The 13,763-nt window shown below is 67.2% G+C and carries 14 protein-coding genes; 4 read left to right on the top strand and 10 right to left on the bottom strand.

Annotated features, from left to right (window positions below; translation table 11 throughout):
- Nucleotides 1-209: 209 nt before the first annotated feature.
- Nucleotides 210-644, top strand: a complete 435-nt coding sequence (locus tag P9A17_RS19760) for a DUF1810 domain-containing protein (RefSeq protein WP_278040392.1) — start codon at nucleotides 210-212, stop codon at nucleotides 642-644.
- Nucleotides 645-648: 4 nt separating this feature from the next.
- On the opposite strand, the gene P9A17_RS19755 is transcribed toward P9A17_RS19760, so the two are convergent.
- Together P9A17_RS19755 and P9A17_RS19750 are read right to left on the bottom strand one after the other, a co-directional pair.
- Complete coding sequence (locus tag P9A17_RS19755; protein WP_278040391.1) at nucleotides 649-1,950, bottom strand: alpha-amylase family glycosyl hydrolase; 1,302 nt, start codon at nucleotides 1,948-1,950, stop codon at nucleotides 649-651.
- Nucleotides 1,947-2,426 (bottom strand): nucleoside deaminase, encoded by a 480-nt coding sequence (locus tag P9A17_RS19750; protein ID WP_278040390.1) that lies wholly within the window; start codon nucleotides 2,424-2,426, stop codon nucleotides 1,947-1,949. Before P9A17_RS19750 ends, P9A17_RS19755 begins: the two co-directional genes overlap by 4 nt.
- 32 nt (nucleotides 2,427-2,458) lie before the next feature.
- On the opposite strand from P9A17_RS19750, the gene P9A17_RS19745 reads away from it, so the two are divergent.
- Nucleotides 2,459-3,226 carry a maleylpyruvate isomerase family mycothiol-dependent enzyme gene (locus P9A17_RS19745; protein WP_278040389.1) on the top strand — a complete coding sequence of 256 codons (768 nt, stop codon included), beginning with the start codon at nucleotides 2,459-2,461 and terminating at the stop codon, nucleotides 3,224-3,226.
- A 2-nt stretch (nucleotides 3,227-3,228) separates the two neighbouring features.
- Here P9A17_RS19745 and P9A17_RS19740 read toward each other — a convergent pair whose 3' ends face one another.
- From P9A17_RS19740 to P9A17_RS19730, 3 genes are read right to left on the bottom strand one after another with little or no spacing between them, the layout of a single operon-like run.
- A complete protein-coding gene (locus P9A17_RS19740) occupies nucleotides 3,229-4,890 on the bottom strand; it encodes a tetratricopeptide repeat protein (RefSeq protein ID WP_278040388.1) in 1,662 nt (553 codons plus the stop codon).
- A complete protein-coding gene (locus tag P9A17_RS19735) occupies nucleotides 4,844-5,869 on the bottom strand; it encodes a hypothetical protein (RefSeq protein ID WP_278040387.1) in 1,026 nt (341 codons plus the stop codon). The genes P9A17_RS19740 and P9A17_RS19735 overlap by 47 nt, the downstream gene beginning before the upstream one ends.
- Complete coding sequence (locus tag P9A17_RS19730; protein ID WP_278040593.1) at nucleotides 5,862-6,455, bottom strand: TetR/AcrR family transcriptional regulator; 594 nt, start codon at nucleotides 6,453-6,455, stop codon at nucleotides 5,862-5,864. Before P9A17_RS19730 ends, P9A17_RS19735 begins: the two co-directional genes overlap by 8 nt.
- Nucleotides 6,456-6,580: 125 nt before the next feature.
- On the opposite strand from P9A17_RS19730, the gene P9A17_RS19725 reads away from it, so the two are divergent.
- Both P9A17_RS19725 and P9A17_RS19720 read left to right on the top strand, forming a co-directional pair.
- Nucleotides 6,581-6,964 (top strand): hypothetical protein, encoded by a 384-nt coding sequence (locus tag P9A17_RS19725; RefSeq protein WP_278040386.1) that lies wholly within the window; start codon nucleotides 6,581-6,583, stop codon nucleotides 6,962-6,964.
- 98 nt (nucleotides 6,965-7,062) lie between these two features.
- Entirely contained in the window at nucleotides 7,063-7,710 is a 648-nt protein-coding gene (locus P9A17_RS19720) for a hypothetical protein (protein ID WP_278040385.1), read from the top strand.
- On the opposite strand, the gene P9A17_RS19715 is transcribed toward P9A17_RS19720, so the two are convergent.
- The 5 genes from P9A17_RS19715 to P9A17_RS19695 all read right to left on the bottom strand — a co-directional run bounded on the left by P9A17_RS19715 (nucleotide 7,711) and on the right by P9A17_RS19695 (nucleotide 13,754).
- Nucleotides 7,711-9,315, bottom strand: a complete 1,605-nt coding sequence (locus P9A17_RS19715) for a regulator (RefSeq protein WP_278040384.1) — start codon at nucleotides 9,313-9,315, stop codon at nucleotides 7,711-7,713.
- Between the two features lie 11 nt (nucleotides 9,316-9,326).
- Nucleotides 9,327-10,019 (bottom strand): cysteine hydrolase, encoded by a 693-nt coding sequence (locus P9A17_RS19710; RefSeq protein ID WP_278040383.1) that lies wholly within the window; start codon nucleotides 10,017-10,019, stop codon nucleotides 9,327-9,329.
- Nucleotides 10,016-11,437: an allophanate hydrolase gene (locus tag P9A17_RS19705; RefSeq protein ID WP_278040382.1), complete on the bottom strand. Its 1,422-nt coding sequence runs from the start codon at nucleotides 11,435-11,437 to the stop codon at nucleotides 10,016-10,018. The genes P9A17_RS19710 and P9A17_RS19705 overlap by 4 nt, the downstream gene beginning before the upstream one ends.
- A 64-nt stretch (nucleotides 11,438-11,501) precedes the next feature.
- On the bottom strand, nucleotides 11,502-12,164 hold the full coding sequence (locus P9A17_RS19700) for a GntR family transcriptional regulator (RefSeq protein ID WP_278040381.1): 663 nt from the start codon (nucleotides 12,162-12,164) through the stop codon (nucleotides 11,502-11,504).
- Between the two features lie 105 nt (nucleotides 12,165-12,269).
- On the bottom strand, nucleotides 12,270-13,754 hold the full coding sequence (locus P9A17_RS19695) for an HNH endonuclease signature motif containing protein (RefSeq protein WP_278040380.1): 1,485 nt from the start codon (nucleotides 13,752-13,754) through the stop codon (nucleotides 12,270-12,272).
- Nucleotides 13,755-13,763 lie beyond the last annotated feature (9 nt).

Genomic DNA, 13,763 nt, shown 5'->3' with positions numbered 1-13,763 from the left:
CAACACGCTCCGACCACGGCAGCAGCGGCATGACACAGGGAACAGGGGTCGCGGTTGGCTAACGATTGCGACTCGGCGCGGACTCACGGACCGCAGATAGCCGGTGTGACCAGTGTGAACGTTGTTAATTCTGGGGGATGCGCGCCACGGAGGCTCGACTGCGTCTCGTTACAGTTGGGGCGGATTGGCTTGGAAGCGGGGTAGCTGAGATGAATCGCGAGCAAGCATTTGACCTTGACCGATTCGTCGCCGCGCAGAACAGCGTCTACGCGGCGGTGCTGGCCGAACTCCGAGCGGGGTCCAAGCGCAGCCACTGGATCTGGTTCGTCTTTCCGCAACTGCGGGGGCTCGGGCGCAGCGCCACGGCACAGCGGTACGGGATTTCGTCGCTGGAGGAGGCCAGGGACTATCTCGCGCACCCCGTCCTCGGGCCGCGACTGCGGGAGTGCGCGGCGTTACTCGCAACCCACGCGGGACGTTCGGCCACCGAGATCCTCGGGTATCCCGACGATCTGAAAGTGCACTCGTCGATGACGCTCTTCGCCCGCGCGGCCGACCCCGACGACGCGGCACTTTTCCGTTCCGTAATCGATGCGTTCTACGACGGCGACGAGGACACCGGCACGCTCGATCTGCTGCGCTGAGCGGTCAGCGTGGCGCCAGAATCAACCAGCCGTGCGCAGGCACGGAGGTCTCGGTGACGATCTCGGCGGGCGGAGCGCCGGAGCCGGCGACGACTTCGGCGCGTCCCGGTCCGAGTTCGGGCAGCGACAGCGGGACGGCTTCGTCGCCGACGTTGAGCGCCACCACGAGCGCGTCGTCGCCGTGGCGCGTGATGTAGACGTAGGACGTGTTGGTCACCGACAGCGGCGCCGTTCTGGCTGTGTGTAGCCACGGGTGCCTGCGGCGCAGGCCGATGAGGTGCTGGTGGGACCGGAACACCTGGTGGCCGTGTTCGCCGACTCCCTCGAAGGGAGAACGGAATTCGGGACGGACCGCGTCGTCGCCGCCGAACCGTTCCTCCTTGACGCCTCGATAGGCGACCTCGTCGCCGGCGTAGATGCTCGGGGTGCCGCCGGTGGTCAGCAGGATCACCAGCGCATGCTCGACGTGGGCAGTGTCGGTCAGCTGGCTGGCGATGCGCGTGACGTCGTGGTTGCCGATGAACGTCAATGGCACGAACGTGTCGAGGAATTCGTTGTGCCGGGTGAGCGCCCAGTCGAGCTCGTGGAAGTTCTCGTCGTTGATACTGCTCCAGATCGCCTTCCACAGCTCGTACTGGGTGACGGAGTCGAAACCCGAATCACGAACGCGCGCTTCGTAATCGCCGTGGATGACCTCACCGACAAACCACGCGTCCGGGTGCTTCTCGCGCACCCGGGGCAGCACCTGCGCCCAGAACCTGTCGGGCACGGCGTAGGCCGCGTCCAGCCGCCAACCGTCGGCACCGCGGCCGAGCCAGTGACTCATCACGTCGACGGTGTAATCGACGACGGCGGCGTTGCGGTGGTTCAGCGCAATGAGGCCCCCGTGGCCCTCGAACGTGGCGAACTCGTTGCCGCGGACCCGGAACCAGGACCTGTCGCCACCGTCGACGGCGTCGCGGTATCGGGGGAATTCGGTGCCCACGTGGTTGAACACACCGTCGAGCAGAACCCGCAGACCGCGATCGTGTGCCGCGGCGATGAGATGGTCGAAGTCGTCGTCGTCACCGAGCCTCGGGTCGATGCGGTAGTGGTCGACGGTGTCGTAGCCGTGGGTCTGCGATTCGAACACGGGGCCGAGCGCCACACCCGAGGCGCCCAGTTCGATCGCGTAGTCCAACCAGTCCGCGATCCGGCGCAACCGGTGTTCGCCGGTCTGGGGTGCCGGGTCGGCAGGGTAGGCGCCGACGAAGCCGAGCGGATAGACCTGCCACCAGATCACGTGCTCGACCCAGCCGGAGGTCATCGACCGAATGCCTTTGCGTACAACGCTTTCATCTCCTCGGTCAGTTCGCGGGCAGGACCATCGACGGCGATGCCGGGGGCGACGGTCGTGATGGGCAGCGCTGCCACCGGGGGAGGCGGGGCGCTCCACTCGACCAGCCATTGCGTCAGCTGCGCTGACGACGCGGCATAGACGACGCGCCCAAGACCTACCCATGCGTGCGCCGCGGCACACATCGGGCAGTGCTCACCGGAGGTGTAGACGGTGCTACGTGCGCGTTCGTCGGGGGTGAGATTGTCGACGGCCCACTTCGCGATCGCATATTCGGGGTGGCGGGTCGCGTCGCCGTCTTTGACCCGGTTGTGATCCTCGAAACGGACGTCGCCGGAGGGGTCGAGCAGCAGCGAGCCGAACGGCTCGTCACCCCCGTCCAGGGCCTGGCCTGCCAGTTCCACACACCGGCGTAGGTAACGTAGGTCGTCGACGGTGACTGCCACAGCCGGAGTCTACGCAGCATGGAGGAGGCGACGTGAACGACTTCCGGTGGCACTGCACCGAGATCGAGGCCCAGGCGGACCTGTTCGCCCACCATCTCGACGGAGCCGATCTGACGACGGCGGTGCCGTCGTGTCCGGGATGGTCGGTTGCCCAACTGTCGAGCCATGTCGAGGCCGGGCTGAGGTGGGCGCGGGAGATCGTCGCGACCCGCGCGGCGGCGCCGCCTCCGGATACGGCGCTGCGGGACCTGTCCGGAGTCGGCGACGAGGACGCCAGGCAGTTCGCTTTGTCACTGCGCGACGCTGCCAGAGGGTTGGCGGCTGCACTGCGGGAGGCGGGTCCCGGCGAGCAGATGTGGTGTCCGGTGCCCGGTGGTGGAAGCGCCTTCTTCGCGCGGCGGTTCGCACACGAGACGGCGATGCACAGGGCCGACACATCCTTGGCGCTCGGCTTGGATTACACGCTGCCGAACTTCCTCGCCGTGGACGGGGTCGCAGAATGGCTCGAACTCGGCTGCATGCCCTTCCATTTCGATGTTCACCCGTGGATGCGGGAGCTGCTGGGTCCCGGGCGCACGATCGGGTTGCACGCCACCGACACCCACGATGACTGGCTGCTGGACTTCACCGGCGACGCGCTGGCGTGGCGCCACGGCTCCGAGCCCACCGCTGCGGCTTTGTCCGGTCCGGTGACCGATCTCCTTCTGGTGCTGTACCGCCGCAGGCCGGTCTCCACCGTCGAGGTTCGAGGGGACGCAGGGCTCGTCGACTTCTGGATGGAGCGCGTCGCCTTCGCCTGACGTCAGTCGCAGCAGTGCGGCTGGAGGCGGCACGCACAGGACGCCTCGATCGGCACATCTGCTCGCGCCGAAGCCATTTCGAGCTGCTTGCCGATGATCACCGCTTCGGCATCGCGGCCCAGCCGCGTCAGGCATTCGTGGTATCCGTGCAGGCTCCACACATTGCCCGGGTGCTGGCACGGGCGGCTCAGCGTCGGGTCCAGCCCGAGGTCGGCTGCGTAGACCTCCGCTGCCTCGTCCACCTGGCCCTGCTCCAGCAGCAGCGCTCCGAGCGCGTGTCGCGTCGGCTGCATCCACCCCCACGGTTCGTCATAGGGCAGAGAATCGTCGAGTTCCACCGCGCGCCGCAGATGCGTGAACGCATCGTCGAATTCGCCGGCACGGTAGGCGATCTCCCCGTCGAGCATCGCCGCGGCGACGGCCAGGATGTCGCGGCTGGTGTTGTTGAACAGGTAGCGGCTCTCCGGGATGCGCTCGTAGGCCGCGGCGAACAGTTCGCGCTCGGCACGCGCCTGGTCGAGGTGCCCGCTCGCGGCGTGGGCCACCCCACGGCCATAGTGGATGGTCGCGACAGTGGTGCAGTAAAGCTCCGTGTCGTCGGGCAGGGGAGTGGCGATCAGCTCGGACCACCGGCCGAACCGTACGAGCACGTGAATCCCTAACGGCACGAACGCTTCCAGCCAGTCGGCCATCGGCGGCGACTCGATGGCCAGCAGTTCGGGTGTCAGCTGCCCGGACAGTTCGTCTGCGGCCTGTAACGCCGTCGCCGAATTGCCCTCGAACATCGCCGAATACACGACGAAATGCAGGTTGTGCGCACGGTAGAGCGAGTAGAAGTTCAACGGGCCCTGATGCTCGACGAACCGCCGATCCACTGTCACCGCAGACTGATTCGCCACGATCGAATCTCGGTAGTTGCCGCACAGCACGTCGATGTGGCTGGGCATGTGCTCGAGGTGGCCGGCGTCGGGCACCAGTCCACGCAGCAGGTCGGCGGCAGGCAGTGCTTCCTGCGGCGTCGTCGACATCTCCATTGTGTGCAGGTACAGGTGCAGGATCCCCGGGTGCTCGCGTCCTGCGGCTGTCGTCAGTGCGGCGTCGAGGATCCGCTTGGCCTCGACGACGCGGGATCCGGGGGCGGGTTCGCCGGTTCTGCTGTCCCACAACGCCCATGCCGTCACATTCACCAGCGCGTCGGCCGCCAGCGCGGCCACGTCGACGTCATCCGGGTAGGCCCGTTCCAGTGCGGCCATCGCATCTGCGTAGGCGACGTGGCCGGCGGCCAGTGCCTCGGCATCCTCGGGATCATCGGTGGGAAAGCGCACCGTCAGCGCGTCGATGAGGCCGCGTTCGACGGCCGAGGCCCGCCCTCTGGCCGCCAACCCGAGTTCCATCCGCGCCCGCGCCAGCGACGCCGCGAGATCCACCGGGTCGAACGCTTCCCAGCCCTTGTTGTAGTTGGGCCCGATCGCATACGCGACGCCCCAGCGAGCGAGCGCGAAGTCCGCGTCGAGTTCCAGCGCGCGGTCGAAGCAGCGGATGGCTTCCTCGTGATTGAACGCGTAGGACCACACCATGCCGCGGTCGAACCAGACCTGCGCGGCCTCCGACGGGCTGTCAGTCGGCCGACGGTAGGAGCCGAGATCGTAGTAGGGCTCGCTCATAGAGGGGACGATAATTCACCCGCGCGGCGGTGGCGAGGACCGCGAGGAAACATCCGGCGGCAGCCCAGATCGCCAGTGTGGCCAGCGGAGTCGCGGCACCGTGACCGTCAAAGTAGGAGATGCTGCGCAACAGCGACACTCCCGATCCCTGGGGCACCACGGTGCTGAAGGTCGAGTAGAAGCCCGACAGCAACGGCCGCCCGACCGGGCCAGCCGCCGCGGCGTTACCGACGACGACGAGGAACAGGCCGAGGACGACCGACGCTGCGCTGCCGAAGGCGGCGGCAACGCCGGTGACCGCGCCTCCCACGGCCATGGCGTAGAGCCACAGGACGCCGAACACCTGCCACGGATGACCGGTCAGCGCGTCGAGGACCGGGCCGACGTAGACGGTGACGGCGCCGGCCAGTACCGCCGAGAAGGCGGCGAGCGAGACCGTACGCAACCCCAGCGTCGTGGGCGCCCGGACGCTGCCCATCAGCCGGCCGAGCAGCGCCGCACCCAGCGAGGCGCCGATCGAGATGAAGATGACGGCGTAGAACTCGACGGTGCCCGACGGATCGCCGGCCGAGGTCGGCGCGACGTCCTCGACGACGGGTGCCAGACCGGCGCGTTCGGCTGTCGCGCGTCCGACGGTCTCGGCCGCGGCGGCGACGCTGTGGCCACCTCCGCCGGCGACGTAGATGGTCATGTGCCCGTCCGGGGTCACGGCGAAAGCGGTGTCCGCGGTGCGCTCCAGCACCTGCGTCCTGGCCGCGGCGGCGTCACCGACGGCGTTGACGGCCAACGCGTTCTGGTCGCGCAGCCCGTCGACGATCGGCGCCGGAGCCGAGACGGCGACCGTCATGTGATGCAGCGTCGGTTTGGCGAAGGCTCCGGAATAGCTTGCGACCATGGCGATCACGAAGACCGTCAAACCTGCCAACGCGAGGACGGTCGTGCGGACCGCCCTGGTTTCGGGTGTGTGATGTCTACCCACGGAGGGGTCCTTTCTGAGTTGGCGTGATGCCGAGTAGCGCGTCCACGGTGTCCAGCGCGGCACCGACCCTGGCGTGCAGATCGGTGGCCGCCGGGTCGTCCATCCAGGACCGCAGGACTTCGACGAAGCCTCCGACGAGGAAGCGGGTCACCGCGTCGGCGGGGATGGGGGAGATGGTGTCCAGCACCGCCATGCCGTGCGCGGCAATCTCTCGGCAGGGTGCCAGCAGCGCATCGCGGTAGGTGACGAGAACATGCTGATTCACGGTGCTGGGCACCACGTTCCGGAATAGTGCGGGACGCTGTGAGGCGAACGCGAACAGGTCGAGGATCTTCCTGCGGGCATCGACACCGTCGGATCCGGCGACCTCCCGCGCGAACGCGTGACTGAAGGCCGCGGCCACCGCGTCGTCGCGGTCCCGGTAGTGCCGATAGAACACCTGGCGACTGACTTCTGCCCTGGCGACGAGGTCGCTGACAGAGATTCCGTCGAGCGATCGTTCGTCGGCGAGGGCGAAGGCGGCGTCACGCAGACGGGTTCGGACCCGCTCCGCGCGTGGATCCGCGCTGCGACCGCGTTCTGGCATCAGACCAGGCATGCGTTCAGGTTACGAAACTTCGTAGACAATTGTCTACGACAGCTTAGGTAATCTAACGCACGTTGTCGGGCGAGATGTGATCGCGCCCGAGCCCGCGGATTACGGTGACGCACATGATCCGATGCGTGCGGCTGTCGACCGGAGCCGACGACGACTCTCACGTTCAGGTCGGCCGCATCGACCTGACACCCGGCCGCAACGCCGATCTCGTGTCAGCGAACATGGGCGCCGACCACGTCACCATCGAAGAAACGCAGGCCGGCGGGACACTCGCGTGGCACCCCGCACCCGTACGGCAGCTCGTGGTGACGCTCGCCGGCACTTTGGTGTTCACAACCCGTACCGGCGAGGAGTTCACGCTCCGGCCCGGCGACATCCTGCTGGCCGAGGACACCACCGGGTCAGGACATCAGTGGCGACTCGACGGCGCCGACCCGTGGCGCCGGATGTACGTCGTTCTCGCCGACGGCGTCGACGTGCCCTTCATCGCCGACTGAGTCGGTTTTGCAATGCTGCCCGCAAATGATCTACGCATGTGTCAATAATTGGGAATCCACCGGCTCAGGAAGCGGGCCGTTGAACGAGAGGGTTCTGAATGGATATCGCACGCGTTTCTGCCACCGGCCTGACCATCGCCGCCCTGGCCATCGGCGCCACGTTGACCGGTTGCAGCAAGAGCGAGGAGCCCGCGTCCGAGACGTCGAGCAGCGCCTCGAGCACATCGGCAGAGGCCAGCCCGTCGGAAACTTCTGCCGAGGAGACCACAGCCGAAGAGACGAGCGCCCCGGCCGAACCCAGCGAATACGGCTCCCTGCTCCTGCCGCCGACCGAGATGGGTTCCAACATCCAGACGCCCGGCGGTATCCAGCTCAACCCCGGCGGCAACCCCGGCGCGGCGCAGGTCTACCAGAGCGCCGACAGCGACCAGCGAATCATCGACACCATCCTGGTCTTCCCCGACGTCGCCGCCGCCGCCTCGAACCTCGAGAGCAACACCGCCACGATGAGCGAGGTCGTCACCGGCGCACCCGAACCGGTCGAGGTCGGCGACAAGGGCGTGATCGCCGCCGGTACTTCTCCTGACGGCACCCGCGAGGTGACCGTCATCCTGTTCAGTTCGGGCAAGGCACTCGTCAGCCTGAATTTCGAAAGCGCCCCCGGCGACCCGGTGCCGGTCGACATCGCCACCGAGATCGCCAACAAGCAGGCCGCGGCCATCGAAGCGGGGCTACCTGCCGAGTAGTCAGTGGCCGGCCACCACATCGCTCTCGTCGAGCTGCACGGGGTCTTTGGCCCCGGGCAGGAACGAGAACGCCACGCACACCAGCCCGAAGAACACGTAGCCCAGTGCGACAGACGGACTTGCGGCCCAGGTGACTTCGGGTGCGTGGATGAGGCCGATGAACGACAACACGGCAGCCACGGCCGCCGCGATCGCGGCGTAGAGGAACTTCTTCTCCAGGATGAACACGACCATCGTGCCGAGCAGCATGCCGCTGAGCACCGCTCCCTCGCCGAGTGTCTTGAGACCCTCGTAGACGACGCCGGACCCGTTGAGCGCCTCCATGCCCACCTCGCTCGCGGTGGTGCCTGCGGCGTTGAGCGCGTTGTCGATCTGCGTCTTGCCCCACTCGGCAAGGTTGGGCAGCAGAGCGGCAACCACCGCGATGGCGTGCAGTCTGGGCACCGCCTGGAACGCCTGCGCGCCGATCAGGAGACCGATGTAGAGCAGGATCGGGACGATCGCGGGCACCGGTAGCAGCGCGGCAAGAACTCCGAAAAGCCCGACGAAGCAGAAGATTCCGATCACCGCACCGCTGGCCAGCGAGTAGCCGGCCCGTCCACCCGCGTCCTTCCATCCGGGGTGTCCGATGTAGACGGCGGGCGGGAACGGCGAACCGAAGGCCGAGCCGATCACGGCGCCGGCACCGTCGGCGAGAAGGACACTGCGCAGGTTGTAGTTGTCGCCTGCGGCGGCAGCGCTTTCGACGTTGCTCATCGCCTCGGTGAAGTTGTAGACACCGAGCGGGATCGCGGTGCCGAGCAGTGGCGCCAGGTCGGTTAGACCGTTGAACAGCATGTCGATTCGCATATCGGGGATGCCGATGGCGATGTTGCTGAATGCCTCGCCGACGTCAGGAGCCGACATGTAGCCGCCCGCCCAGCCGATCGCGGTTCCGACGAGCAGCGCCACCAGTCCGATCGGAATGCCGCCCGGGAGCCTGACATTGGTGAAGAAGCCGATGAGGATGATCGCCAGCACGGGCAGACCGATCCAGGCCGCCTCCCACATCTGGGCGGCGGGGCGCATCGAGATGAAGGTGATCGAGATGCCGGCCAGCGTGCCGAGCATCGCGGCGCGGGGGGTCAGCATGCGGATGTAGGGGCCGACGAAGGCGCCGATCATGACGATGACACCGATCAGGAAGGCCCACGCCAGGCCCGCCTGCCATGCCTGGATCGGGTCATCGGTAGCGAGGTACACCGGCAGCATGACGACGAACACGACGATGAACATGTGGGGGACGCTCGGCCCGTAGGGCAGAGCGGTGACGTCGGTTCTGTTCTCGCGCTTGGCGAGTCGCCGTGCGAGGAACGTGTAGTACAGGTTGCCGAGGATCAGCGCGACGCCGAGAGCGGGAAGCACGGTACCGAGTACGTCGCCGGCGGGGACGGCGATGACGCCGATCATCAGGCCCGTCAGGGTGAGGACGTTGACCAGGATGTTGAAGCCGAGGCCGAAGAAGGCGTTGGTGTCACCCTTCGTCCACCACGGCAGCGCAACGGGTTTGGCCGCCGAGGGTTCGACGGGGTCGGCGGGCGGATGGTTTGTGACGTCGGTGCTCATCGGTTTTCCTCTCAGGCTGCGGAGACGGTGAGTTGGGCAAGCGCGGGGATGACGGCGGACGTGTCGGCGACCCATCCGAAGATGCCGCCCTGCGCCTTGATCATTTCCAGGCCGACACGCTGGAACTCGGGGAAATACGAACCGACGCAGTCGGATACGACGAGACACTCGTAGCCGCGATCGTTGGCTTCCCGAGTGGTGGTGTGCACACACACCTCGGTCGTGACGCCGGTGACCAGCAACTGCGTGATGCCCGCTTCGGTCAGCACGTCGGACAGCTCGGTGGCGTAGAACGCGCCTTTGCCGGGCTTGTCGATGACGACCTCGCCGTCGATGGGCGCCAGGTCGTCGACGATGTCGTGACCGTACTCGCCGCGGATCAGGATGCGGCCGTACTTGCCCGGGTCGCCGATGCGCTTGGACGGCGCCCCGCGGTTGAGCTTGGCCGGCGGGCAGTCGGACAGGTCCGGCTGGTGCCCTTCGCGTGTGTGGATGACCATCACACCCGCCTCGCGGGCTGCAGCGATCAGTGCCGCAAGGGGCGGAACAACTTTCCGCAGCTGGTCGACGTCATTACCGAGGCTCTCCCCGAAGCCCCCGGGAAGCAGGAAGTCTCGTTGCATGTCGATGACGATGAGTGCGGTCTTGTCTGCGACCAGAGCGAACGGGGACGGTTCGGCGGGTACGTCGACGGTGTGGTTCACAGGTGCTCCTGGGCAGGCAATGAGGCGGTGGACGGCGATGGAGAGAGGCGAGTCGGTCGGATCGCGCGTGGTTCGTCGAGAATCTGCGCGGCCAGTTGCAGCACGGTGTCGTCGCTGAGTGCGTTGCCGAGCAGCATTGCGCTGTAAGGCCGCCCGCCCGCGGTGACACCCAACGGGATCGCCGCCCCGAGCAGGTCGAGCAGGTTGCCGAAGTGCGTGTAGTGGCCGAGCATGGTGTTGCAGTCGATGGGTGCGGCGAGAACCTGCTCGACGGTGAACGTGGTTCCGATCGTCGGCACCACCAGTACGTCCATCTGCTGCCACAGGCGCCCGACGATCGCCTTGAGTTCCTGCAGCTTCTGCAACGCCGCGAAGGTGTCGACCGCGTTGTACTTGTAGCCACCTTCGAAGATCTGCCGCACGACGGGATGGATCGAGTCCGGTTGGGAAGCAAGGAAATCACCGAACTCGACCAGACGCTCGGCCACCCACGGACCCTGGTAGAGCAGCGCCCCGGCAGCCAGGAACGGCGCAAGAGACACCTCGAACGTCGTGTGTGTGCGGGCGAGGTGCTCACGGAAGGCCAGGTGCGCCAGGCGCATGTCCTCGTCGCCGAAGAACTCGAGCTCGGCCTCGGGCGGCAGCCCGATGCGGATCGTCTCGCCGGTGAACCGCGGTCCCCGGTCGCGCGACCACGGATCGTCGTCGTCGCGCCCGATCATGATGTCGAGCACCCGGTCGACGTCGTCGACGGACCCGGCCATGACGCTCAGGCAGTCCAGTGATTTGCACGCAGGCACCAGGCCGACGGTGCTGATGAGACCGCGCGACGGCTTGTAGCCGACGACGCCGTTGAGTGCGGCAGGCACACGTCCGGATCCGGCGGTGTCGGTGGCGACCGCGAAGGACACCTGGCCGAGGGCCACGGCGAGTGCCGAGCCGGAACTCGAGCCGCCGGAGATCATCTCGTTGCCGTAGACGCTGCGCGGAATCGTATGAGGTGTGCGGGTGCCGTTGAGCCCGGTCGCGAATTGGTCGAGGTTGGTCTTGCCGACATACAGCGCCCCGGCGTCGATGAGCTTCTGGACCGCGGGCGCAGTGGATGCGGCGACGTAGGAGTAGGCGGGACACGACAGGGTTGTGGGGTGGCCTTCGACGTCGATGCTGTCCTTCACGCCGAACGGCACGCCGTAGAGCGGAAGCGTGCGGGCGCCTGGCCTACGTTCGATTTCCTCTGCGGCGGAAATCAATTCGTCGCGGGGGATTACCGACAGCCAGGTGCCGTCGTCGCCGCGTGCCGCGATGGCGTCAGCGACCCGGGCGGCGGTCTTGGCGGGCGAGCCCGTCCCGCTGGCGTGCGAAGCGAGGATTTCGGCGACGGAGGGCCCGACGGATGGTCCGTGGAGATCGTTGGCCATATATGTCGATTGTCGACAGAATCATGGCGAACTCGGGTCGGCTATGTGTCGTTTGTGTAAGCGATCATCCGAGCCCGAGGTAGTCCAGGTGTCCGTGGTCCCGGATCGCGCTGACGACGACGGCGGCGTCGTTGGTTTCCAGCGCTGTCAGGATGGCTTTGTGGCGGCCGGCGCCGTCGTCGCGCGCATGCTGGCGGGCCTCCTCGCGCAGGTTTCTGGCCATCGGCAGCTGCAGCTTCAGCAGGATCGGCTCGAGCGCGATGTCGAGTTGGCGGTTGTTCGCCAAACCCACGACGGCGGCGTGAAAAGCCCGGTGCGCGTCGTCACGGTCGAGTGCGTCCGAGGATGCGTCCATGCGTTCGAGCGCTGCCCGCACCGGCTCGAGGTCGTGACCGGGATCGGGCAGCGGCAGTGCGGTCTCGATGGCGTGGCGCTCCAGCACGTTGCGCAGTTCGAACAGCTGCAGGATGTCGCTGGGTGACCACTCGGCGACCCGTGAGCCACGGCGAGGGAGATGCTCGACCAGACCCTGCTGCGCGAGCAGTCGAAGCGCTTCCCGCAGCGGCGCCCTGCTGATGCCGATGTCTGCGCACAGCTGCTCTTCGACAATTTTCTCGCCGGGGGAGAGCTCACCGGAGAGGATGGCTTCCCGGAGCCGATGCGCGGTCACCTCGACCAACGTCGCGGGCAGCACAAGCCGCGAGGGTCTTTCCGTCGGCGCTGCCATGGCACACCAGGGTAGGCACTAAACGCCGCTCGCGCATCAACGCGCCGCCGAGCACCCCCGGCCACCGGACGACATAATCTCCGTAAACCACTGCCCGACAGAGTTTTACGGGCCCTCGTCGTCTTCGGGGAGCAGGTATCTCTCGGGGTGGTGGTAGCCGTTGACGCGATGTTGGCCGGTGTCGAGGTCTGGTGGTGGGAGCCATTCGGTGTGGCCTGTGGCGTTCTTGCGGGTGCGCCAACCCGTTTTGTCGAGCATGCGGTGGTCGGGGCCGCAGGCGAAGGTGAGCTCGTCGATGTTGGTCTGTCCGTCGTCTTTCCAATCCGCGACCGCGTGATGCACTTGGGCCCAATACCCGGACACCGTGCAGCCGGGTCGGGTGCAGCCGCGCTCCTTGCCGTGCAGGACGATGCGCTGGGCGGGGTTGGCCAACCTTTTAGCCCTGCCGAGGTAGAGCGACTGTTCGGTGTGCTGGTCGTAGACGTACAGGTAGTGGAATGCGTTGGCGGCCATCTGGATCAGATCGCGCATCGGCACCAGGCTGCCGCCGCCGGTGACCGCGACGCCGGCGCCTTTCTCCAACTCCTGCAACGTGGTGGACACGATCACCGTGACGGGAAGGCCGTTGTGATCGCCGAGCCCGCCTTCGAGGGCCCGGCACGCAAGGGCTTCGAAGGCGTCGTGGTTGCGCTGCTCTTGAGTGCGGGGATCGGCGCCGAGCGGCTGCGGCGACGGATCGTGATCGTCGGTCACGGGGTCGCCGTCGGTCGCAGGATCCGTCGTCTCGGCGCCGCCGGCCTCGTCCTCGGCGGTGTCGGGGACTGGCGGCTGATCGTCGACGGCGTCCTCCGCCGTCGCATCGACACCTACCGCACCGTCGAGTTCTTCGACGGGGATGTTGTGTCCGGGTGCGGCTTCTTTGGCCCACACCGCTTCCACCATCGCCCGGCATTTGGCGGTCATCCAGCCACTGACCCGGCTGTAGCCGTCGGCTTGCTGGCGCCCGAACCGCAACCCACGACGACGGATCCGTTCCTTGTCCGACGGCTCGGGCCCGTCCTGATCGATCTTGACCAACAAATACCGGGCCGCTGCAGCAAGGTTCTCCGGGTCCAGCCCCGCGCCCTGGCGCGCCAACTCCACATCGGCCTGCGCCCTGGTGCCGGCATCCACCCACGTCGGCAGTGCCCGGTGGACCTTCGCGATCACCGCGACATGCTCCTCATCGAGGAGGCCTTGGGCCTGGGCGGCGGCGGTGGCTTCCCACAACGGCGGCATCGGTTCCCCGCTGATGGCCCGCCGCGGTCCCAGGGTTTTGGCCCGCACCAACCGGCGCCCCGCCTCTCTCCCCGAGATCCGCAGAGCGGTGGTCAGGACCTTTTTCCACGACGCCTCACCCAACCGGTGCGGTTCGGTCTCTGCCAGCAGCCGCGCCAGCACCCGATGCTCGACGGCCGGGATCGTGCGGGTCACCGTCGCCAGCTCCGACAACAGCCTGATCAGCTCGCGGTGGGACAACTCATCGCACGCCTTCGACAGGATGGTGATCTGCTCACCCATCCCCGCCAGAGCGTCCGACACCGCATCCATGAATCGAAC

It is taken from the genome of Mycobacterium sp. 236(2023) (assembly GCF_029623955.1).
In the GTDB taxonomy this organism is placed as follows: Bacteria; Actinomycetota; Actinomycetes; order Mycobacteriales; family Mycobacteriaceae; genus Mycobacterium.
Note: the sequence above shows the minus strand (reverse complement) of the source record. Positions and strands in the feature narration are given on the sequence as shown.